The organism is Amycolatopsis sp. NPDC051102 (genome assembly GCF_040682815.1).
In the GTDB taxonomy this organism is placed as follows: domain Bacteria; phylum Actinomycetota; class Actinomycetes; order Mycobacteriales; family Pseudonocardiaceae; genus Amycolatopsis.
This window is the reverse complement of the sequence record NZ_JBFBBT010000005.1, coordinates 1-20,968: the sequence shown is the minus strand read 5'-3', so window position 1 is coordinate 20,968 and position 20,968 is coordinate 1. Positions and strand designations below refer to the sequence as shown.

The following is a 20,968-nucleotide window of genomic DNA, read 5'->3' as shown; positions in this document are numbered from 1 at the left end:
GGTTCACGGGCTGCTCCGGCACCCGCAGGATTCCCGCAGCACGAGCTCGGTCGCGAAAGTCTTCGGCAGCGCGTCGGCTTCGCTGTCCCGGATCCGGTGTTCCAGGTGCCGGAAAGCACAGTCGGCCAGCTGTTCCATGGGTTGCTGGACAGTGCTCAGAGAAGGGACGCTGAAGCGGCCACGCTCGATTCCGTCAAATCCGAGCACGGCGAGATCGTCCGGTACGCGCAAGCCCAGCTCGGCGGCCGCGCGCAGCACTCCCATTGCCTGCTCGTCGCTGGTGGCGAAGACCGCGTCGGGACGTTCTTCTCCCGCAAGGAGTTCCATGCCGGCGCGATAGCCGTCGCCCAGGCGGAAGGTGCCGTACGCAAGAGGCACTGTCGCCGGATCGATGCCGTGGTCGATCAGGCCACGACGCCAGCCCGCCACCCGAGCCATCGTGGTCCGGGCATTCTCCGGCCCGGCGACACAGGCGATCCTGGTCTTGCCGTGCCCCAGGAGATGGCTCGTCGCCAGGCGGGCGGCTTGCTCGTTGTCGACGGTGATCTCGACAGCGTGTTCGTCGTCGAGACTTCGATCGAGGATCACGAACGGAACGGGGGCACCGTCGAGGTCTGCCTCCAGGACTGTAGAACCCGGCACAGGAATGACGATGAGTCCGTCGACTTGGCGGTCGAGCAGCGTGCGGACGTACTGCCTCTCTCGTTCCGGGTCTTCCATCGCATTGCCGAGCAGGGTCGTGTAGCCGAAGTCGAAGGCGACGCTCTCGATGGCGCGGGTCAGGTAGCCGAAGAACTCGTTCGACGAATCCGGCGTGACGACCCCGATCGACATCGTGCGATTCGTTCGGAGTGAGCGCGCCACAGAGTTCGCGCGATAGCCCAATTCGCGAATAGCGGCCTGGACCCGCTCCCGGGTCGCCGGCGCCACGTTGCGCGGGCCGTTGTTGACCACATAGCTGACCACCGCTTCGGAGGTACCGGCCCGCAAAGCGACATCACGACGAGTAACCATCGCGATCACCCTTCGGAATCAACACGTGTCGTCTACACGCGTTGATTACGCTACGCCTCAGAATGATCCACATCTAGTGACATCGGGTTACCGCTGGGTCACGGGGTTCGCGCGCTGAGGCAGAAGGCCTCAGCGCCGATTGACATCCTTCTCGGCCGCAGGCTCCGAAGCGGAACCCAACCGAGAAGCCCACTCGGTAACCCGCCGGGCAACATCCTGAGCGGTCAACCCCACCCGCCCGAGAACCTCATCCCGGCTCCCGTGCTCATGAAAAGCCTGCGGAACAGCCAGATCCCGCAACGGAACATCACACTCGGCATCCCGGAACAAGGCCGCCAAGGCCGACCCGAACCCGCCATGCCGCCCACTGTCCTCGACAGTCACCACAAGCTTGTGCTGCGAAGCCAACGCCACCAGCTCAGCCGGAACCGGCAGCACCCACCGCGGATCCACCACAGTCACGCCGATCCCCTGATCGGCGAGCCGATCGGCAGCTGCCAACCCGAGCGTCGCGAAGGTACCCACGGTCACGAGCAGAACGTCGGCACCATCGACCGGCCGGCGCAGCACGTCAACCGTGCCGATCCGCTCGACGGCGGCCACGTCCGTCCCGACCTTCCCCTTCGAGAACCGCAGAGCGGTCGGCCCGTCCGACACCGCCACCGCCTCGCGCAGCTCCTCGCGGAGAGTGGCCGGGTCCCGCGCCGCAGCCACCCGCATCCCGGGCACCATGCCGAGCAGCGAGAGGTCCCACATCCCGTGGTGACTGGGCCCGTCCGGCCCGGTGATCCCGGCCCGGTCGAGCACCAGCGTCACCGGCAGCCGGTGCAGCGCGACATCCATCAGCACCTGGTCGAACGCCCGGTTCAGGAACGTCGAGTAGATCGCGACCACCGGGTGCAGGCCGCCCATGGCGAGCCCGGCAGCCGAGGTGACGGCGTGCTGCTCGGCGATCCCGACGTCGTACCACCGGTCCGGGAACGCCTCGGCGAACTTGTCCAGCCCGGTCGATCGCAGCATCGCCGCGGTGATCGCCACGACGTCCGCGCGCTCGGCGCCGATCGCCGCGAGCTCGGAGCCGAACACGCCGGTCCAGCTCGGCCCCTTCACCGGCGGCAGGCCGGTCTCCGGGTCGATCGGGTCGGTCTGGTGCATCTGGTCGTGCTGGTTGTTCACCGCGGGCGCGTAACCGTGGCCCTTCTCGGTGACCACGTGCACGATCACCGCGCCGCCGAAGGAGCGCGCACTCTGGAACGCCTTCTCCAGCGCGACGAAGTCGTGGCCGTCGACCGGGCCGAGGTACTTCAGGCCCAGGTCGGAGAACATCGCCTGCGGGCTCAGCGCGTCCTTCAGGCCGGCCTTCGCCGCGTGCAGCGCGGCGTAGATCGGCCGGCCGACGACCGGGGTGTGCCGCAGCAGCTCGCGGCCGCCGTCGAGCAGCCGCTCGTAGCCGGGCTGCAGGCGCAGCGCCGCGAGGTGGTCGGCCAGGCCGCCGATGGTCGGCGAGTACGAGCGGCCGTTGTCGTTGATCACGATGACGACCGGCCGCTCCTTGTGCGCGGCGATGTTGTTGAGCGCCTCCCAGCACATGCCGCCGGTGAGCGCGCCGTCGCCGACGACGGCGATCGCGTGCCGGCCGCCGCCGGCCAGCTCGAACGCCTTCGCCAGGCCGTCCACATAGGACAGTCCGGAGGAGGCGTGGCTGCTCTCCACCCAGTCGTGCTCACTCTCCGCGCGCGAGGGGTAACCGGTGACGCCGCCGGTCTGGCGCAGCAGGTCGAACCCGTCCGCGCGGCCGGTGACGATCTTGTGCACGTACGCCTGGTGACCGACGTCCCAGACGATCGCGTCGCGCGGCGAGTCGAACACGCGGTGCAACGCCAGGGTGAGCTCGACGACGCCCAGGTTCGGCCCCAGGTGCCCGCCCGCCCGCCGGACCTTGTCGACGAGGAAGTCCCGGATCTCGGCGGCCAGTTCGCCGAGGTCCTCGACACTCATGCGCTTCAGGTCCGCCGGTCCGCTCACGGACTCCAGCATCGTCACTCGTCTCCACCTCACTCGCTCGGTTCCGGCCAGTCTACGGAGACCCGCCACCGCGGTTCCGCCCGCCGCGTCCGGTGTCACACCCGAGCGCGACCACCGGTCAGCAGCGGGGGTGAACCTCGTCTCGCCGCGTCGCTGTGGCGGTCACGCCGCGTGGCCACGAGAATGGGCCGCATGGCGGACTTCTTCATCGGCGGCGACTGGGTGGACGCAGTGGACGGCGGGCGGCGCGAGATCCGCTGCCCGGCCGACGGCTCCCTGGTGGCGACGGTCGCCGAGGGCACCGCCAAGGACACCGAGGCCGCCATCGCGGCGGCGCGCCGGGCGTTCGACACCGGCCCGTGGCCCGGCACGCCCGCGCACCTGCGCGGCGACCTGCTGCTGCGCACCGCGGACCTGCTGGACCGCGACGCGGAGGCGTTCGCCCGCGCCGAGTCGCTCGACACCGGCAAGCGCCTGGTGGAGAGCCGGTACGACATGGCGGACATCGCCGCCTGCCTGCGCTACTTCGGCAAGCTCGCGGCGCAGGACGCCGGGCGCGTGGTCGACACCGGCAACCCGGACGCGTTCAGCCGGATCGTGCACGAGCCGGTCGGCGTCTGCGGGCTGATCACGCCGTGGAACTACCCGCTGCTGCAGACGGTGTGGAAGATCGCCCCGGCGCTGGCGGCGGGCAACACGTTCGTGCTGAAGCCCAGCGAGCTGACCCCGCACACGGCGATCCTGTTCCTCAAGCTGCTCACCGAGGCGGGCCTGCCGCCGGGCGTGGGCAACCTCGTGCTGGGCGCGGGCGCCGAGGCCGGCGCGCCGCTGGCGTCCCACCCGGACGTCGACCTCGTGTCGTTCACCGGCGGCCTGGCAACCGGCAAGGTGATCGCCGCGTCGGCCGCGGCGACGGTCAAGAAAGTGGCCCTGGAGCTGGGCGGGAAGAACCCGAACGTGGTGTTCGCCGACGCCGATTTCGAAACCGCGGTCGACTACGCGCTGACGGCGGTGTTCCTCCACTCCGGCCAGGTGTGCTCGGCGGGCGCGCGGCTGATCGTGCAGCGGGAGTGGCACGACGAGTTCGTCGACGAGCTGGTGCGCCGGGCCGAGCGGATCCGGCTGGGTGGCCCGTTCGACCCGCACGCGGAGACCGGCCCGCTGATCTCGGCGGCGCACCGGTCGAAGGTCGAGGCGTACGTGGCGGCGGCGCTGGCCGAGGGCGCGGTGCTGCGGACGGGCGGCCGCCGTCCGGACGACCCGGCACTGGCCGACGGCTTCTACTACCTGCCGACCATCCTGGACCAGGTGAAACAGGGCTCGTCGGCGGTGGTGGACGAGTCGTTCGGCCCGGTCCTGACGGTCGAGACGTTCACCGACGAGGACGACGCGGTCCGCATCGCCAACGACACGCACTACGGCCTGGCGGGCGCGGTGTTCACGAACGACGCTTCGCGGGCGCAGCGAGTGGCGGGCCGGCTGCGCCACGGGACGGTGTGGATCAACGACTTCCACCCGTACCTGCCCCAGGCGGAGTGGGGCGGTTACAAGCAGTCCGGGTTCGGCCGCGAGCTGGGCCCGACGGGGCTGGCGGAGTACACCGAGGTCAAGCACATCTACCAGAACCTGCGCCCGGCCCCGCAGCACTGGTTCGCGGGCTGAGCATCGCCCGATCGGGATCCCCCGGACGGCCCAGCGTCCTATGCTGCCTCCACCGCGACGCAGGGAGGCCGGAGTGGACCAGCAGCGACCGGGAAAGCGGCTACGGGGCCCGCGCGCGGTCCTGGTGGGACTGGCCGGGCTGGGCGTGATCGCGGGCCTGACCCTCCGGACGGCGGAGTACCCGGGGACGCTGCCGCCGGGAACGCCGGACCCGGAGCTGGACCTGAGCCTGCGCCTGGTGTGCGCGGCGGCGGTCCTGATCGCGGTGACGCTGGCGTACCTGACGTTCGCCCGCCACCAGGACGAGCCCCTGGCGATGGCCAGCCTGCCGGGCCTGGTGGTGACGGGCGTGATCCTCCGCCACCTCGTGGTGACGCTCCCGGGAGTGACCCGCATCCAGCCGGCGGCCCGGGTGGTGCCCGGGGCGGGAACGTGGGTGCTGCTGGCCTCCGGCGCAGCGATGACGGCAGCCGGCTTGGCGGCGGCGTTCGCGGTGCGCCGGGCGAGCTGAGCGCCGGCTCCGGCCACACCAAGGCCCAAACCGCAGCACTCGCCTTCCCATCGCGCGCCTGCCAACCGCCAGCCGCGCCACAGGCGCGGCGCAGCGCCAGCCACGCATGCTCGGCACCGAAGCACCGCGCCACCTCACCCCGCAGCAGCCGCCCGCAGGTCCATGCCCCGCTGAGATTTCACCGAGCCGCTACCCGCCCACCGCCTTCCGGCCCAGGAACGCCGCCAGCCGGTCCGCCGCGGTCGCGTCCGGTGGCGCGTCCACCTCCGGCCCGAACGGCCCGCCCACCTGCCTCGGCGCCGTCCCGAACCTCGCCCGCCACTGCTCCAGCGCCCGCTCGGCCAGCTCCGGCACCAGGTCCGTCGAGGCGCCCGTCGCGTCGGCGATGTCCCAGCCGTGCACCACGTACTCGTTCACCCGCATGTGCACCAGGAACACCCCCGGCACCTCGCCCAGCGGCGTCGTCACCTGCCGCGAGAACAACCCGGGCGCCGCCAGCACCGCCCGGGCCGCCGCCACCGATGCCGCGAACGCCTCGGCCGGTGACTCCCCCAGGTAGTCGCCGTCCGGCGCCGGAGGGCCCGAGCCCGACCAGAACGCCACCTTCGCGTTGCCGTGCGCCAGGTGGTTCACCACCGCGCGCACGTCCCACTCCGCGCACGCCGTCGGGAGCGCCCACTGGTCGGCACGGACCGCGGACACCAGCGCACGCACCGTCGAAGCCGCCAGGTCGAACTCGTCGAGTGGAGTCATGCGCCCAGTGTGCCGACCACCACCGACAAAAACTCAGGACAGCAGCGCCACGCACTCCACGTGGTGGGTCATCGGGAACGCGTCGAACGCCCGCAGGTCCGTCAGCGAATACCCCTGGGCCGCGAAGCTCGCCACGTCCCGCGCCAGCGCCGCCGGGTCGCAGGCCACGTAGACGATCCGGTCGGGGGCGCCCGCCACGATCGACTCCACGACCGCCTTGCCCGCGCCCTTGCGCGGCGGGTCCAGCACGACCACGTCGACCGGCTTGTCCGCCGACGCCAGCACGTGCTCCACGCGCCCGGCACGCCACGAAACCTGCGGCAGGTCCGCGAGGTTGCGCTCACCGTCGGAGACCGCGCGCCGGCCGGACTCCACCGCCAGCACCCGGCCCGCCGTTCCCACCTGCCCGGCCAGCACCGACGCGAACAGCCCGACCCCCGCGTAGAGGTCCCAGGCCGACCCGCCGGCCGGCGCCTCCGCCCACTCCGCCACGACGGCGGCCAGCGTCGACGCCGCCGCCGGGTGGACCTGCCAGAAGCCGTGCGCGTCGAGGCGCCAGTCGCGGCCCGCCGCGTGCTGGACCGCGACGCCGCCCGTCAGCTGCCGGGCGCGGACCTTGCCGCGCACCGTCGACAGCTCGCGGACGTGCACCCCGCCGTCACCGTCCCGGGTGACTTCCAGCTCGCTGCCCGGGCGCCAGCGCCGCGCCAGGACGTCGTCGAGCTCGCCGGGGACGGCGATCGGGCAGTCGTCCAGGGCCACCACCCGGTGGCTGTGGTGGGCGCGCAGCCCCGCGCGGCCGTCGTGCCCGGCGACCAGCCGGACGCGGCTGCGCCAGTCCAGCGGCCCGCCGTCCAGCGCTTCGACGACGACATCGCGCTCGATGCCCGCCAGCCGCTGCAGCTGTTCCGCCACCACCGCCGCCTTGAGCGATCGCTGGTAGTCCGGGTCGGCGTGCTGCCAGTCGCAGCCGCCGCAGCCGCCCGGCACGGCCAGCGGGCACGGCGGCGGGACGCGGTGCGGAGACGCCGAGAGCACCTCGATCGCGTCTCCGCGGCAGAACGAGCCGCCGTTGTCCTCGGTGACTTCGACGCGCACCTGTTCGCCCGGCAGCGCGTGCCGGACGAACACGACCCGCCCGTCCGCGCGCGCCACGCAGTGGCCGCCGTGCGCCACCGCGCCGACCTCGACCTCGAGGACGCGGCCCAGCCAGCTCGTCATTCGGCCGGCTCCTTCGGCTTCGGCGCCACGATGGGCTGCCCGTTGGGCGAGAACCCGCGGCGGACGTCGCCGGCCGCCGGGCGCTCGTTCCGGACCCGCGCGGCCGCCTTCGCCGACGACTCCAGCTGCCACGGCACGCTCGCCACGATCACCCCGGACTGGAACAGCAGCCGGCCCTTGAGCCGCAGCGCGCTCTGGTTGTGCAGCACCTGCTCCCACCAGTGCCCGACCACGTACTCCGGGATGAACACGGTGACCACGTTGCGCGGATTGTCGCCGCGAACGCGCTTCACGTAGTCCAGGACCGGCTTCGTGATCTCGCGGTAGGGCGATTCGACGACCTTCAGCGGCACCTTGAAGTTGTGGGCGTCCCACTCGGCGGTGAGCTTGCGGGTGTCGGCATCGTCCACATTGACCGTCACGGCCTCGAGGACGTCCGGGCGCATCGCCTTGGCGTAGGCCAGCGCGCGCAGCGTCGGACGGTGCAATTTGGACACCAGCACGATCGCGTGGTTGCGCGAGGGCAGCACGGTCGGGGTGTCGCCGAGGTCCTTCAGCTCGTCGGCGACGCGGTCGTAGTGCCGCCGGATCGCCGTCATCAGCACGAAGATCGCCACCATCGCCGCGATCGCGATCCACGCGCCGAGCAGGAACTTGGTGATGAGCACGATCACCAGCACGACGCCGGTGCAGGTGAGGCCGACCGCGTTGACGGTCTGGGAGCGCCGCATCCGCCGCCGCTTGGCTGGGTCGGTTTCCCTGGCCAGCAACCGGTTCCAGTGCCGGATCATGCCTGCCTGGCTCACCGTGAACGACACGAACACGCCCACGATGTAGAGCTGGATGAGCCGGGTCACCTCGGCGTCGAACGCGATGATCAGGACCAGCGCGAAGGCCGACAGGAACAGGATGCCGTTGGAGAACGCGAGCCGGTCGCCGCGAGTGTGCAGCTGGCGTGGCAGGTAGCGGTCCTGCGCCAGGATCGAGCCCAGTACCGGGAAGCCGTTGAACGCGGTGTTCGCGGCCAGCAGCAGGATGATGCCGGTGGAGAAGGAGATGTAGTAGAACGCCGGCGGGAAGTCGGCGAACACCGCGTGCGCGATCTGCGCCACGATCGTCTTCTGCTCGTAGCCGGCGGGCGCGCCCTCGAGCTGCCGCGCCGGGTCCTCGGCGAACTTGACGTCGGTGATGGTGGCCAGGGTGATGATGCCGACCAGCATGGTGACCGCGAGCAGGCCCATCATCAGCAGCGTGGTGGCCGCGTTCTTCGACTTCGGCTTCTGGAACGCCGGGACGCCGTTGCTGATCGCCTCCACCCCGGTCAGCGCGGCCGCGCCGGAGGAGAACGCCCGCAGCACCAGGAACGCGTACCCGACGCCGGCGAAGGTGCCTTCGGCGGTCAGCGTGAACCCGGCGCTCTCGGCCTTCATCTCGGTGCCGGTGGCGGCCTGCACCAGGCCCCAGGCGACCATGACGAGGATGCCCAGGATGAACCCGTATGTCGGGATCGCGAAGGCCTTCCCCGACTCGCGGATGCCGCGCAGGTTCAGCGAGGTCAGCACGACCACGATGACGATCGACGCGAGCACCTTGTGCTGGGCGACCCACGGGACGGCCGAGCCGATGTTGGCCACACCGGACGAAGTGGACACCGCGACGGTGAGCACGTAGTCGACCAGCAGGGCGCTGGCCACGGTGAGGCCGAACTTGCCGCCGAGGTTGGTGTTGGCGACCTCGTAGTCGCCGCCGCCGCTCGGGTAGGCGTGCACGTTCTGCCGGTAGGAGGCGACGACGACCAGCATGACCAGGGCGACCATGATGCCGATCCACGGCGCCAGCGCGTACGCGGACAGACCGGCGACGCTCAGCGTCAGGAAGATCTCTTCCGGGGCGTAGGCGACGCTCGAGAGGGCGTCCGAGGCGAAAATCGGCAGCGCGATGCGCTTCGGCAGCAGCGTGTGAGAGAGCCGGTCACTGCGGAACGGACGTCCGAGGACCAGGCGTTTCAGCACGGTCGGGAACTTCGACACCACGAAAGCCTAACGGCATGGCGGCACGGTAGGTTCGGCGCTGGCATGTCGGGGTAGGTACGGACGGGTAACCGCCGAGGAGGAGGCAGGGCGTGCACGTGGTGATCATGGGGTGCGGCCGGGTCGGCGCGTCCCTGGCCGCTGCGCTGGAGCGGCTCGGCCACGAGGTGGCCGTCATCGACAAGAACCAGCAGGCGTTCCGCCGGCTCGGCAGCGACTTCCACGGCCAGCAGGTCGTCGGCGTCGGTTTCGACCGCCGGGTGCTGATCGAAGCCGGCATCGAGCGCGCCGGCGCGTTCGCGGCGGTGTCCAGCGGCGACAACTCGAACATCATTTCGGCCAGGGTGGCCCGCGAGAACTTCGGCATCGAGCACGTCGTCGCGCGGATCTACGACCACAAGCGCGCGGCCGTGTACGAGCGGCTGGGCATCCCGACGGTGGCGACCGTGCCGTGGACCACGGACCGGTTCCTGCGCTCGCTGCTGCCGGACGGCGTCGCGTCGGCGTGGCGGGACCCGTCGGGCAACGTCGCGCTGCTGCAGCTGCCGCTGCACGAGGGCTGGGTCGGGCACTCGGTGCAGTCCCTGCAGCAGGCGACCGGCGCGCGGGTGGCGTTCATCATGCGCTTCGGCACCGCGGTGCTGCCCGACACCAAGACCGTGCTGCAGGCCGACGACGTCGTGTGGGTGGCCGCGCGGTCCGGCACCGTCACGGACGTCACCAGTGTGGCCCACCGCGAACCGGAGGACGAGGCATGAGGGTCGCGATTGCGGGCGCCGGGGCGGTCGGCCGCTCCATCGCCGCCGAGCTGATCGACGGCAGGCACCAGGTGATGCTCATCGAGCGCGAAGCCGACCAGTTCGAGCCGCACGCGGTCGAGCAGGCCGACTGGGTCCTGGGCGACGCGTGCGAGGTGTCGATCCTGGAGGAGTCCGGCATCGAGCAGTGCGACGTGGTGATCGCGGCAACGGGCGACGACAAGGCCAACCTGGTGGTCTCCCTGCTGGCCAAGACGGAGTTCGCGGTGCGGCGCGTGGTGGCCCGGGTGAACAACCCGGCGAACGAGTGGCTGTTCACCGACGCGTGGGGCGTCGACGTCGCGGTGTCGACCCCGCGCATGCTGGCGGCGATGGTCGAGGAGGCGGTCAGCGTCGGCGACCTGGTGCGGCTGATGACGTTCCGGCAGAGCAACGCGAACCTCGTCGAGCTGACGCTGCCGGCGGAGACGCCGCTGGCCGGGAAGCCGGTGAGCGAGCTGACGCTGCCGCGCGACGCGGCTTTGGTGACCATCCTGCGCGGTGACCGGGTGATCGTGCCGCAGCCGGAGGACCCGCTGGAGCCGGGGGACGAGCTGCTGTTCGTCGCGACCGCGGACGTGGAGCCGGAGATCCGGACGGCGCTGGGGTACTGACGACGTGGGAAAGGCCCCCGGCGAGCTTGCTGGGGGCCTTTTTCGTGGGTTGGTGCGGGTCCGCGGCGGGCCCGGAATTGTCGGTGCCTGCCGGTAGCGTGGAAGACGGGGGGCGCCCCCGCGGGCTGGGGGCGTTTCAAACTTGCGGTGGCTTCCCGTCGCACGGCTCGGCGTGATCCAGGCCGGAACTCGCGTTCCAGGCCGGGGCTGGCGTGATCGGAGCCGGAACTGACGTGATTCGACGCGGATCTCGCGCGGTCTGGTCGGCTCGGCGTGCTTCGAGCCGCAACCCGCGTGATCGGAGCCGGGACTCGCGTGATCCGGTGCGAAGCTCACGGGATCAACGGGGCATCTCGCGTGACCGCAGCCGGTCCGGCGTGACCTGAGCCGGAACTCGCGCGACCGAGACCGGTTCGGCGTGCTCCAAGCCGCAACCCGCGTGATCGAGGCCGGATCCGACGCGACCTGAGCCGGAACTCGCGCGACCGAGGCCCGCTCGGCGTGCCTCAAGCCGCAAGTCACGTGATCCGAGCCGGGTCTGGCGTGACCGGACCCGCAACTCACGTGACCCGGCGCGGATCTCGCGTGATCAGCGGGGCATCACGCGTGACTGGAGAGGCGTCACGCGTGACTGCGGGGACATCAGGCGGGACCGGGCCGCCGGCGCGGCGAAACTGTCGGTGCCCGCCGGTAGAGTGGAAACCGGGGGGCGCCCCCACGCGCGCGGGTTGTCAGGCTTCCGGAGTCGCGTACTTCTGCCGCAGGCGGGCCTCGACCTCCGCGTCGGTCTCCGGTGCCGGCTCCTCCTCCGCCATGGCCTTCAGGCGCTTGTCCGAGCGGCGGACCGCCCACACCACCACCAGCAGGCCCAGTGCGTACAGCGGGTAGCCCATCGCGATCTTCGCGAAGGCCAGCCAGCCCGTGTAGTCCTCCTGGTACAGCCAGCGCTGCACCACGAACCGGGCCGCGAAGATCGCCGCCATCGCCAGCGTGGCGATGTCGTAGCCGTAGCGGGACGGCTTGTCCTTGCGCCACGCCTGGCCCGTGCCGTTGAGCATGTTCCAGACCACGCCCGCGATCGGCCAGCGCACCAGCACCGACAGCACGAAGATGCCGCAGTAGATCAGACTCGCGTAGATGCCGAACAGGAAGAAGCCCTTCGCCGACCCCGTCCGGTAGGCGATGAACGCCGCGATCGCGACGCCGAAGAATCCCGAGATCGCCGGCTGGAGGGGCTCCTTGCGGACCAGGCGCAGCACCGTGATGGCCACGGCGCTGCCGATCGAGGTCCAGATGGCCGCGGTCAGGCCGAAGAACGAGTTCGCCAGGACGAAGACGATCACCGGGACCGACGAGTAAATCAGGCCGGACACGCCGCCCATCTGCTCGAGCAGGGTGGGCTGCGGCTCTTCTTCCGCGTCGGTCTTCTTCTCGCTCGGGGCGGGTTCAGTCACGATGGGTGATCAACTCACTGGGCTCTGGAGCTCGTAATAGGGGTTGTACAGCACCTTCTGGCCGTCACGCTCGGCCATCCGACCACGCACCTTGATCGTCCGGCCAGGCTCGATGCCCGGGATCCGGCGGCGGCCGAGCCAGATTAGCGTCACGCCCTGTGTTCCGTCGAACAACTCCGCCTCCAGCGTGGCGGCCTCGTTCGTCGGGCAGAGCTCCACGCTGCGGAGTCTCCCCATCACGGTGACCTCTTCGCCGGAGCGGCAGTCGCAGGCCCGCTGCGCGCCTTCGGCGCCGGACCTCATGGACATCTCGTCGGCGTCGAGTTCGTCGACGTCGCTGGTCAGCTTGCGTACCAACCGGCTGAAGTAGCCGCCGTCTTTGGCGGACATAGGTGCTCCTGTGCTCCGGGGCCCGGCGGCAAATCGCTTGCGGCCCGTGCGATTCCAGCGTACTGCGGTCCCCGCCAGGGAAACGCCTTTGCGCAAAGATCGCAACGTGACGTCCGCAATCAGAGTTCCCGCCGCGGTGCTGCTGCCCGGCACCGGCTCGGACGAGGTGTTCGTCCGGGCCGTCTTCGGCGGGCCGCTGCGCGCCCTCGGTGTCCCGCTCATCGCGCCACCGCCGCCGGCGGGTGCCGCCCTCGCCGAGGGCTACCTGGCCACCCTGGACGCACTGGCGGACGAACACGGCGAACTGCTCGTGGGCGGCATTTCGTTCGGCGCCCACCTCGCCGCGGAGTGGGCGGTGCGCAATCCGGGCCGTTGCGGGGGCCTGCTGGCCGCGCTCCCGGCCTGGAACGGCGCCCCGGGGTCAGCACCCGCATCGCAGGCCGCGACGCTGACGGCGGACCTGGTGGCCGGATCGGGCGTCGACACCGCCCTGGCGCAGGCGGCCGGCAGCCCGGACTGGCTGCGGGCCGAACTGGACCGGGCGTGGCGCCGCCACGGCGACGGGCTGGCCGGCGGCCTGCGCGTCGCGGCGGGCCGGCCGTCCCCCACCCTCGCCGAACTCGCCGGGCTGACCGTGCCGGCCGGGGTCGGCACCTGCACCGACGACCCGATTCACCCGACGAAAGTCGCAGCGGAGTGGGCGGCCGCCCTCCCCCGCGCGGCACTCGGCGAGACGACGCTCGCGGCCTTGGGCGCGGATCGCGAATCCCTCGGCCGGGTGACGGTCCTCGCGTTCCTGCGGGCCCTGAAAACGCCGTGAAGGCCACCCCCGGGCACTGGGGGTGGCCTTCACGGGCGGAACGTCAGCCTTGCTGCTGCTGGGCCGCGATGTGCTCCGCGACGGCCTCGGGCAGCGTGATGGTCAGCGGGGTCCGGACCGGCATGGGCGCGTCGCCGCGGTCCACGATCGTGCGCCGCACGATCTCGCGCAGCACCTCGACGGCCGCGGCGGCCTCCGACTGGGGACCGGCGATGACGCCGCGCAGCATCCAGCGGGGCCGGTCGATGCCGACGAAGCGCAGGGCGACGTCGCCGATGATGGCCGAGATCTCCAGGCCCCACGCGCCGCGGCCGAGGGTGACCTTGGCGCCGTCGGCCCGCAGCTGGTCGGCCAGTTCGGAGCTGACCTCGCGCCACAGCCCGCCCGAGCGCGGCGCGGCGTACGCGCTGACCGTGATCTGGCCCTGCTCGGTGACGACGTGCACGGCCCGCACGCCCCCGGTCTCCGGGTCCATCTCGACCTGGACCTGGGAACCGTCGGGCACCGGCACCTTCACCGAGCCGAGGTCGATCCGCGGGATGCCGTCGTCTTCGAAGTCGGCGACGTCGAACGGGCCGTCGGAGACGTCCGACAGCTCCGGCCCGTCCTCGTCTTCGTACGCCTCGTCCTCGATCGTGTCGTCGGCCTCGGGCGCGGCGTGCCGTCCGGCGGACCCGCCCTCGGTCCGCCGCTTGCGTCCGAAAATCCCCACTACTTCTCCGTTCCTTCCCCCGTCACGGCGCTCGCGGCGAGCGCCGGTGCTCCCAGTGTGGCGTGTCCACCCGTGGAGCCGTAGCCTCCGTCGCCCCGCTCGGTCGTGTCGAGCTCGGCGACCTCGACGAACTCCGCGTGCTCGACCCGCTGCACGACCAGCTGGGCGATGCGGTCGCCGCGCGTCAGCTCCACCGGGTGCACCGGGTCGTGGTTGATCAGGCAGATCTTGATCTCCCCGCGGTAGCCCGCGTCGATGGTGCCCGGGGTGTTCACCACCGAGAGGCCGACCCGGGCGGCCAGGCCCGACCGCGGGTGGACGAACCCCGCGTACCCGGACGGGAGCGCGATCGCGACGCCGGTGCCGACGACGCCGCGTTCCCCGGGTCCGAGGACGATATCCGAGGTGGTGACGAGATCGGCGCCCGCGTCGCCCGGTCGGGCGTAGGCGGGCAGCGGAACATCCGGATCGAGCCGGGAGAGGAGTACCTGAACGCTGGACACGGGCGGCGAGATTACTCTCTACCCGTGGGTGAATCAGCGAAGACGGCCGCGAACGCCGCGGTCCGGCATTCCGAACGGCTGTACGTCCCGTGGTGGGGCTGGCCGCTGCCGGTGCTGGGCGCGGTCCTGCTGGCGGCCGAGATCGACCTCGGCTACCCGGGGATCCGGGCGTGGCTGCCGTACGTGATCGCGCTGCCGGTCGTCGTGGCGCTGCTGCTGTCGCTGGGCCGGTCGAAGGTCCGGATCACCGGCGGTGACGAGCCGGAACTGTGGGTCGGCGACGCGCACCTGCCCCTGCGCTACGCCGGCGAAGTCGAGATCTTCGACAAGGACGCCAAGCGCAAGGCCCTGGGGCGCGACGGCGATCCCGCCGCGTACGTGCTGCACCGCGGCTGGGTGGGCCCGGTCGTGAAGGTGCACCTCACCGACGCGAACGACCCGACGCCGTACTGGCTGTTCAGCACCCGGCACCCGGAAAAGGTCGCCGCGCTGCTGAAAGGCGCCTGAACGCCGATATGGGAAGGGGGCCGGCCTGCCGGCCGGCCCCCTTGTCCCCAGCGCGCTTCGAGCCTCCCCCTCACTCTTCGCCGGGCAGTGCCCTCGAGGCTCTCCGTCGCGTCTGTTCGTCCCCTGTGTCCGAGAATCCCCTGCGCGTGTCAGGCGCAGTCGCGGCAGATCAGGCGTCCGCCGTTGTCCTCGGCCAGCCGGCTGCGGTGGTGCACCAGGAAGCAGACGGAGCAGGTGAACTCGTCCGCCTGCTTCGGCACCACCTTCACGGTCATGTCCTCACCGGAAAGCCCGGAAAGGTCGGCACCCGGCAGCTCGAAGTTCTCGGCGGTCGCGTCCTCGTCGACGTCGACGACGCCGGACTGGTTCTCGTTCCGCCGGGCCTTGAGCTCCTCCAACGAGTCTTCGGCCAGCTCGTCGGCTTCGCTGCGGCGCGGAGCGTCGTAGTCGGTAGCCATGTTGTCCCTCACCCCTGCGATCAGCTTGTGTAGTCGTTTTCCCGGACCCCCGGATGCGCCCGTGAGTCCGCCGTGCCGCTGGTCAACGTTCCAGGGCCCTCGTTTGTGCCCGACGGCCGAAGTGACCGAGGTCTCTTCTTTTTGCGCCTCTTCCTGCGGCCGGAGCCCGCGAAGGGTAGCTCACCGCTGTCCGGGTTCTGCAACGAGTCAGACATTGCCGGGGAATCGTCACCCGACAGGGGGAACCCGCAGGTAAGACGCGTTGTCGTCCGTTCGGGTTGCGCCCGGGTGCAGAACTTCACGCCCGGCCCGTCCCGGCTTGCCCCCGCCGCCTCCGCCGTGGTGCGATCGCCGCACGGGGATCGGTCCGGGCACGGCCCGGTACCGCAGGCGGAGCACGGGGAACCGGCCGGGTGACCCTGGACGACGCGCGCCGGCCGCAGCGCCTAGGCTGAGCGGCCACGACGGTGCGCGGGTCCGCACCGGCCGGGGTTCGGTGTTCGGGAAGGGACGGGCAGGTGGCGTCGGGGAACGGCATCGGGGACCGTGGGACGCGGCCGTATCGCAAGCACAAGCCGCTGCCGGCGCTGATCGTCATCGGCGTGCTCGCCGTCGGCGCGATCATCGTCTGGGTGAACGCCGCGATCGGCAAGGGCGACGTCGACGAGGCCGTCAAGTGCGACCCGCCCGCGAGCCCGCCACCGGGTGTCACGTTCAACACGCTTCCGCACAACGCGCTCGACGACCGCGCGCCCGTCCCGCCGGACAAGGTCGCCTACCGGGTCCTCAACGCCTCGGGCAGCCGCGGCCAGGGCGGCATCACCACGACGGCGCTGCGCGAGCTCGGGTTCACCGGCGCGGCCGAACCGGCCAACGACCCGGCGTACGAGAACCGCGAGGCCAAGTGCCGCGGCCAGATCCGCTTCGGCGAGAACGGCGTCACGGCGGCCCGCACGCTCAGCCTGGTGGTGCCGTGCGCCGAGCTGGTCCAGGACAACCGCAAGGACGCGAGCGTGGACGTGGTGACGGGCACGCTGTTCGGCGACATCCGGCCCCGCGCGGAAGCCCGCCAGATCATCACCCAGCTCGCCGACTGGTCCAAGGCCCACCAGGGCGGCGGCACGAACGAGCAGTCCGCGGGCGCGAAGGCCCCGGTGGTCGACCAGACCCTGCTGGCCTCGGCCCGCGACGTGGAGTGCTGACCCGCCGCTGAACCCGGCCCCTGCCCGCGGGGGCGCCCCCCGTTTTCCACGCTACCGGAGGGCACCGACAGTTTCGGTCGCCCAAAGTGCCGTTCCGCTTACCCCACGCGTCGATTGACGTGCCGGAACGGTCGGTTCGCGTACACGAACGGTCGGCTCGCGTGCCGGAAGGGTCGGTTGGCGTACCTGGAACGTCGGCTCGCGTACCGAGAGGGTCGGTTTCGTGCCGGACCATCGGCTGGCGAACCGACCACTCAGATACGCGAACTGACCGTCTGGGCACGTGAGCCGACCCTCCAGGGACGCGAGCCGACCGCTTGGGTACGCGAGCCGGCCGTCCCGGTCAGCGGGACTCCGGTCAGACTTCTGCCGCGCCGCAGTCCGCCAGGACCTTCCGCAGCGGCTCCGCGATCGACGGCGCCGCCGCGTACGTCGCGTCCGCGCCCAGCTCCGGGGCCGAGCCCGGCAGGGACACCTCCGCGCCCGCCTCGGCCGCGATCAGCGCCCCGGCCGCCCAGTCCCAGCGGTGCAGGCCGTGCTCCACGTACGCGTCCAGCCAGCCCGCCGCCACCGCGCACAGGTCCAGCGATGCCGCCCCGTTGCGGCGGATGTCCCGGACCCGCCCGAGCAGCGAGGCCGCGAAGCGCGACTGCCGCGTCCGCCGCGAAGGCGAGTACGCGAAACCGGTTCCGACCAGCGTCACTTCCAGGCTCGACGGCGCCGAGACCGCCAGCCGCCGTCCGTCCAGGTACGCGCCCTGGCCGCGGGCCGCCGACCAGACGCGGCCGGTCGCCGGCTCCACCACCGCGCCCGCCACCGACACCCCGCCGACCTGCGCCGCCACCGACACGGCGAACCACGGCAGCCCGTACAGGAAGTTGACCGTCCCGTCGATCGGGTCGACCACCCACGTCACGCCGTCGCCCGCGGCACCACCGCCTTCCTCGCCCAGCACCGGCTCGCCCGGCCGCAGCGCGGCCAGCCGGTCGCGCACCAGGCGTTCCGACTCGTGGTCCACCGCGGTCACCACGTCGGTGGCGCCGGACTTGGTGCCGACGGCCACCGGCCGGCCCGCCGCCATGCCCTCCCACGCCTCGCGAACCAGCTCCGCGGCGTCCGTCGCGACCTGCACCGCGACGCTTTTCAGCAACGACTCGTCAACTCCCACGTCCGACATGTCACCACATCCGGTTAAAGTCTCCGAGGCAGGCTTCTGAATCGTGCGAGAAGGGACCACGTCCGTGGTGGAGGCGACCCGCCGAGGTTTCGGCATCGACATCGGCGGCAGCGGGATCAAGGGCGCCTTGGTGGACTTGGACAAGGGGCAGCTCATCGGCGACCGGATCCGGATCGAGACGCCGAAGCCGTCCACCCCGTCGGCGGTGGCCGACGTCGTGCACGACATCGTCACGCAGGCGGGCTGGGACGGCCCGGTCGGCGTGACCCTGCCCGCGGTCGTCAAGAAGGGCGTCGCGCACACCGCGGCCAACATCGACAAGCAGTGGATCGGCACCGACGCCGACGCGCTGTTCGCCAAGCGGCTCGGCCGCGGCGTCGACCAGGTCGCGATGCTCAACGACGCCGACGCGGCGGGCATGGCGGAGATCCGCTTCGGCGACCCCGTCGCGCGCACCGGCGTGACCGCGCTGCTCACCTTCGGCACCGGCATCGGCAGCGCGGTGTTCCAGGACGGCAAGCTCGTCCCGAACACCGAATTCGGCCACCTGGAGATCGACGGCCACGACGCCGAGAAGCGCGCGGCCGCTTCGGTGAAGGACAACGAGGGGCTTTCCTACCCCGAATGGGCCAAGCGCGTGCACCGTTACCTGACCGTGCTGGAGAACCTGATCTGGCCCGATCTGTTCATCGTCGGCGGCGGGGTCAGCAAGAAGGCCGAGAAATGGGTGCCGCTGCTGGACATCCGCACTCCGGTGCTGGTCGCGACGCTGCAGAACAACGCCGGCATCGTGGGCGCCGCGGCCGCCGCGGCCGAGGGCATCCAGCACTGATCCGGCCGTGACCGGAGGCCCCGTCCCGGCGCGGATCGGGGCTCCGGAGGCGGCCGGAGGGTGATCGCTTCGCACCGCATGCGCGTACCGTCGTTACAATGGAACACGGCCCACGGCTGCGGAGGGCAAAACCGCAGGCCGAGGCTGTTCCCCGAATGTGAGGCAGCAGTGGCCCCAGGCCGTTGCTCGTCATGATCGACCGCTGCGAAAGGGCGTAAGTGGCAGCCGCAAGAACCGCAACCCGAGGCGGGACGAAGACAGCGACCGCAGCCGGCGAGCCGGCCGAAGAGGCAGCCACCGGGACGGCGAAGCCAGCGGCGCGCAAGACCACCACCGCCAAGAAGGCGCCGGCCAAGAAGGCACCCGCGAAGAAGGCCGCGACCAAGGGCGCGAAGACCGAAGACGGCGAGCCGGACGGTCCCGTCGACCTCGAGGACGACGAACTGGGTACGCCCGACCTGTCGGACCTGGAAGAGGTCGAGGTCGACGTCGTCGACGAGACGGTCGCCGACGAGCCGGACGCCGACTCGGCCGACGACGACGATGACGACGAGGAGTCGGACGAGGAGACTCCGGCGCAGCGGCGTCGCGGCGCGGCGGCCGACAAGGCCGCGGCCAAGAGCGACAACCCGGACTTCGTCTGGGACGAGGAGGAGTCCGAGGCGCTGCGCCAGGCGCGCAAGGACGCCGAGCTCACCGCGTCGGCCGACTCCGTGCGTGCCTACCTCAAGCAGATCGGCAAGGTCGCGCTGCTGAACGCGGAGGAGGAGGTGGAGCTGGCCAAGCGGATCGAGGCCGGGCTCTACGCCGCCGAGCGCGTGCGCACCGCCGAGGAGGAGGGCGAGAAGCTCGTCACCCAGATGCGCCGCGACCTCAAGTGGATCGTGCGCGACGGCGAGCGCGCCAAGAACCACCTGCTCGAGGCGAACCTGCGGCTCGTGGTCTCGCTGGCCAAGCGCTACACCGGCCGCGGCATGGCGTTCCTGGACCTGATCCAGGAGGGCAACCTCGGCCTGATCCGCGCGGTGGAGAAGTTCGACTACACCAAGGGCTACAAGTTCTCGACGTACGCCACGTGGTGGATCCGCCAGGCGATCACCCGCGCGATGGCCGACCAGGCCCGCACCATCCGCATCCCGGTGCACATGGTCGAGGTCATCAACAAGCTCGGCCGCATACAGCGTGAACTGCTCCAGGACCTCGGCCGCGAGCCGACCCCGGAAGAGCTCGCGAAGGAAATGGACATCTCCCCGGAGAAGGTCCTCGAGATCCAGCAGTACGCGCGCGAGCCGATCTCGCTCGACCAGACGATCGGCGACGAGGGCGACTCGCAGCTCGGTGACTTCATCGAGGACTCCGAAGCGGTCGTCGCGGTGGACGCCGTGTCGTTCACGCTGCTGCAGGACCAGCTCCAGTCGGTGCTGCAGACGCTGTCCGAGCGCGAGGCGGGCGTGGTCCGGCTGCGCTTCGGCCTCACGGACGGCCAGCCGCGCACGCTCGACGAGATCGGCCAGGTGTACGGGGTGACCCGCGAGCGCATCCGGCAGATCGAGTCGAAGACGATGTCGAAGCTGCGCCACCCGTCGCGGTCCCAGGTCCTGCGGGACTACCTGGACTGAGTTTCCTTATGGGACAACGGAAACCCCGTCACTTCGGTGGCGGGGTTTCCGCGTTCAGGGCACGGCCAGCCCGCGCTCCCGCAGCGAATGCTCGACGCGCAGGCGTTCGATCTCCCGGTCCATCCCCTCGGGCAGCTCCCCCAGCCGGTGCGGCACGCCGACCTGGCGGCACGCCTGGGTGAGCAGCTCGTCGTACGCCTGCCGCGTCCCGAACCGGCGGGCCGCCGGGGTGCCGGCGGGGTAGCCGGCGAGCAGGCGGTGCACCCGCCGCAGGTCGGCGGCGACGCGCTCGATCGGCGGACCTTCGGGTTGCGGCTGCGCCCGCCTCGACCGGACCCAGCCGAGGACCTTGGGGATGCGCAGCGCGCACCAGAACAGCACCGTGGGAGCGACACACACCACGGCGAAGAGGATCAGGTTCGCAAGGACGCCACCCGTGCCGTCCATCCCCCGATGGTAAGCCCGCCACCCCCACCCCGCGGAGCCCTTTTCACGTGATCGAGAGGTCAACACCCGTGATTGGAGGGTCGACTCGCGTGATTGAAGGGTCGACACGATGCCAGTGCCGTGTCGCTGAACAGGGCGCGACGCCGGGGTGAAACGCACGATCACGCACGCGCGGTGACGAACGCCCGGATCGGCCGGACGGCGGCACCCGAACGGCCGA

Annotated in this window: 20 protein-coding genes and 1 pseudogene; 9 read left to right on the top strand and 12 right to left on the bottom strand. The window is 71.3% G+C overall.

The features are described 5' to 3' along the window. Positions 1–3 precede the first annotated feature (3 nt). The gene (locus tag AB0M93_RS17290) at positions 4–1,014 is read right to left on the bottom strand and encodes a LacI family DNA-binding transcriptional regulator (protein WP_364275148.1); all 1,011 of its coding nucleotides are present in this window, start codon (positions 1,012–1,014) and stop codon (positions 4–6) included. Between the two features lie 129 nt (positions 1,015–1,143). Beyond that, positions 1,144–3,057: a 1-deoxy-D-xylulose-5-phosphate synthase gene (dxs, locus tag AB0M93_RS17285; RefSeq protein WP_364274436.1), complete on the bottom strand. Its 1,914-nt coding sequence runs from the start codon at positions 3,055–3,057 to the stop codon at positions 1,144–1,146. Between the two features lie 174 nt (positions 3,058–3,231). Between dxs and AB0M93_RS17280 the strand changes: the two genes are divergently transcribed. After that, on the top strand, positions 3,232–4,701 hold the full coding sequence (locus AB0M93_RS17280) for an aldehyde dehydrogenase family protein (RefSeq protein WP_364274433.1): 1,470 nt from the start codon (positions 3,232–3,234) through the stop codon (positions 4,699–4,701). Positions 4,702–4,774: 73 nt separating this feature from the next. Continuing rightward, positions 4,775–5,212: a hypothetical protein gene (locus AB0M93_RS17275; protein WP_364274430.1), complete on the top strand. Its 438-nt coding sequence runs from the start codon at positions 4,775–4,777 to the stop codon at positions 5,210–5,212. A 189-nt stretch (positions 5,213–5,401) separates the two neighbouring features. On the opposite strand, the gene AB0M93_RS17270 is transcribed toward AB0M93_RS17275, so the two are convergent. Genes AB0M93_RS17270 through AB0M93_RS17260 form a run of 3 tightly spaced genes read right to left on the bottom strand, consistent with a single transcriptional unit; the run spans position 5,402 to position 9,216 of the window. Next, positions 5,402–5,965: a TIGR03086 family metal-binding protein gene (locus tag AB0M93_RS17270; RefSeq protein ID WP_364274427.1), complete on the bottom strand. Its 564-nt coding sequence runs from the start codon at positions 5,963–5,965 to the stop codon at positions 5,402–5,404. Positions 5,966–5,998: 33 nt separating this feature from the next. Then, the gene (locus tag AB0M93_RS17265; protein WP_364274424.1) at positions 5,999–7,186 is read right to left on the bottom strand and encodes a TRAM domain-containing protein; all 1,188 of its coding nucleotides are present in this window, start codon (positions 7,184–7,186) and stop codon (positions 5,999–6,001) included. Further along, positions 7,183–9,216, bottom strand: coding sequence for an APC family permease (locus tag AB0M93_RS17260; protein WP_364274421.1), 2,034 nt, complete (start codon positions 9,214–9,216; stop codon positions 7,183–7,185). Before AB0M93_RS17260 ends, AB0M93_RS17265 begins: the two co-directional genes overlap by 4 nt. A gap of 83 nt (positions 9,217–9,299) precedes the next feature. Between AB0M93_RS17260 and AB0M93_RS17255 the strand changes: the two are divergent. Together AB0M93_RS17255 and AB0M93_RS17250 are read left to right on the top strand one after the other, a co-directional pair. After that, positions 9,300–9,974 (top strand): annotated as a pseudogene (locus tag AB0M93_RS17255) (TrkA family potassium uptake protein); the annotation flags it as partial. Then, positions 9,971–10,627, top strand: a complete 657-nt coding sequence (locus tag AB0M93_RS17250) for a TrkA family potassium uptake protein (RefSeq protein WP_003067924.1) — start codon at positions 9,971–9,973, stop codon at positions 10,625–10,627. The pseudogene AB0M93_RS17255 and the gene AB0M93_RS17250, both read left to right, overlap by 4 nt. 731 nt (positions 10,628–11,358) lie before the next feature. Here the strand turns inward: AB0M93_RS17250 and AB0M93_RS17245 are convergent. Together AB0M93_RS17245 and AB0M93_RS17240 are read right to left on the bottom strand one after the other, a co-directional pair. Next, positions 11,359–12,081 carry a DUF3159 domain-containing protein gene (locus AB0M93_RS17245; RefSeq protein ID WP_364274419.1) on the bottom strand — a complete coding sequence of 241 codons (723 nt, stop codon included), beginning with the start codon at positions 12,079–12,081 and terminating at the stop codon, positions 11,359–11,361. 9 nt (positions 12,082–12,090) lie between these two features. After that, complete coding sequence (locus AB0M93_RS17240; RefSeq protein ID WP_072480405.1) at positions 12,091–12,471, bottom strand: OB-fold nucleic acid binding domain-containing protein; 381 nt, start codon at positions 12,469–12,471, stop codon at positions 12,091–12,093. Positions 12,472–12,607: 136 nt separating this feature from the next. Here AB0M93_RS17240 and AB0M93_RS17235 point away from each other — a divergent pair, with 136 nt between their 5' ends. After that, positions 12,608–13,291 (top strand): alpha/beta hydrolase, encoded by a 684-nt coding sequence (locus AB0M93_RS17235; protein ID WP_364275146.1) that lies wholly within the window; start codon positions 12,608–12,610, stop codon positions 13,289–13,291. A 43-nt stretch (positions 13,292–13,334) separates the two neighbouring features. Here AB0M93_RS17235 and AB0M93_RS17230 read toward each other — a convergent pair whose 3' ends face one another. After that, on the bottom strand, positions 13,335–14,003 hold the full coding sequence (locus tag AB0M93_RS17230) for a DUF3710 domain-containing protein (RefSeq protein ID WP_364274416.1): 669 nt from the start codon (positions 14,001–14,003) through the stop codon (positions 13,335–13,337). After that, the gene (dut, locus tag AB0M93_RS17225; RefSeq protein ID WP_364274413.1) at positions 14,003–14,506 is read right to left on the bottom strand and encodes a dUTP diphosphatase; all 504 of its coding nucleotides are present in this window, start codon (positions 14,504–14,506) and stop codon (positions 14,003–14,005) included. The genes AB0M93_RS17230 and dut overlap by 1 nt, the downstream gene beginning before the upstream one ends. Before the next feature lie 24 nt (positions 14,507–14,530). On the opposite strand from dut, the gene AB0M93_RS17220 reads away from it, so the two are divergent. Then, on the top strand, positions 14,531–15,013 hold the full coding sequence (locus tag AB0M93_RS17220) for a DUF3093 domain-containing protein (RefSeq protein WP_364274410.1): 483 nt from the start codon (positions 14,531–14,533) through the stop codon (positions 15,011–15,013). 149 nt (positions 15,014–15,162) lie between these two features. Here the strand turns inward: AB0M93_RS17220 and AB0M93_RS17215 are convergent, their stop codons facing one another. Beyond that, positions 15,163–15,471 (bottom strand): DUF4193 domain-containing protein, encoded by a 309-nt coding sequence (locus AB0M93_RS17215; protein WP_013224476.1) that lies wholly within the window; start codon positions 15,469–15,471, stop codon positions 15,163–15,165. Positions 15,472–15,989: 518 nt separating this feature from the next. On the opposite strand from AB0M93_RS17215, the gene cei reads away from it, so the two are divergent. Next, on the top strand, positions 15,990–16,673 hold the full coding sequence (gene cei, locus AB0M93_RS17210) for an envelope integrity protein Cei (RefSeq protein WP_364274407.1): 684 nt from the start codon (positions 15,990–15,992) through the stop codon (positions 16,671–16,673). A 358-nt stretch (positions 16,674–17,031) separates the two neighbouring features. Here the strand turns inward: cei and AB0M93_RS17205 are convergent, their stop codons facing one another. Beyond that, positions 17,032–17,850, bottom strand: a complete 819-nt coding sequence (locus AB0M93_RS17205; RefSeq protein ID WP_364274404.1) for an inositol monophosphatase family protein — start codon at positions 17,848–17,850, stop codon at positions 17,032–17,034. Positions 17,851–17,917: 67 nt separating this feature from the next. Here AB0M93_RS17205 and ppgK point away from each other — a divergent pair, with 67 nt between their 5' ends. After that, complete coding sequence (gene ppgK, locus AB0M93_RS17200) at positions 17,918–18,682, top strand: polyphosphate--glucose phosphotransferase (protein ID WP_364275144.1); 765 nt, start codon at positions 17,918–17,920, stop codon at positions 18,680–18,682. A 218-nt stretch (positions 18,683–18,900) separates the two neighbouring features. After that, positions 18,901–20,301: an RNA polymerase sigma factor gene (locus tag AB0M93_RS17195; RefSeq protein WP_364274401.1), complete on the top strand. Its 1,401-nt coding sequence runs from the start codon at positions 18,901–18,903 to the stop codon at positions 20,299–20,301. Positions 20,302–20,355: 54 nt separating this feature from the next. Here the strand turns inward: AB0M93_RS17195 and AB0M93_RS17190 are convergent, their stop codons facing one another. After that, positions 20,356–20,748: a hypothetical protein gene (locus tag AB0M93_RS17190; protein WP_364274399.1), complete on the bottom strand. Its 393-nt coding sequence runs from the start codon at positions 20,746–20,748 to the stop codon at positions 20,356–20,358. Positions 20,749–20,968 lie beyond the last annotated feature (220 nt).

What these genes read in the sequence shown, in the direction of transcription:
- AB0M93_RS17290 (WP_364275148.1), bottom strand. Translation starts at nt 1,014, where the DNA reads ATGGTTACTCGTCGTGATGTCGCTTTGCGGGCCGGTACCTCCGAAGCG.
- AB0M93_RS17280 (WP_364274433.1), top strand. Translation starts at nt 3,232, where the DNA reads ATGGCGGACTTCTTCATCGGCGGCGACTGGGTGGACGCAGTGGACGGC.
- AB0M93_RS17270 (WP_364274427.1), bottom strand. Translation starts at nt 5,965, where the DNA reads ATGACTCCACTCGACGAGTTCGACCTGGCGGCTTCGACGGTGCGTGCG.
- AB0M93_RS17265 (WP_364274424.1), bottom strand. Translation starts at nt 7,186, where the DNA reads ATGACGAGCTGGCTGGGCCGCGTCCTCGAGGTCGAGGTCGGCGCGGTG.
- AB0M93_RS17250 (WP_003067924.1), top strand. Translation starts at nt 9,971, where the DNA reads ATGAGGGTCGCGATTGCGGGCGCCGGGGCGGTCGGCCGCTCCATCGCC.
- AB0M93_RS17240 (WP_072480405.1), bottom strand. Translation starts at nt 12,471, where the DNA reads ATGTCCGCCAAAGACGGCGGCTACTTCAGCCGGTTGGTACGCAAGCTG.
- AB0M93_RS17215 (WP_013224476.1), bottom strand. Translation starts at nt 15,471, where the DNA reads ATGGCTACCGACTACGACGCTCCGCGCCGCAGCGAAGCCGACGAGCTG.
- AB0M93_RS17205 (WP_364274404.1), bottom strand. Translation starts at nt 17,850, where the DNA reads ATGTCGGACGTGGGAGTTGACGAGTCGTTGCTGAAAAGCGTCGCGGTG.
- AB0M93_RS17190 (WP_364274399.1), bottom strand. Translation starts at nt 20,748, where the DNA reads ATGGACGGCACGGGTGGCGTCCTTGCGAACCTGATCCTCTTCGCCGTG.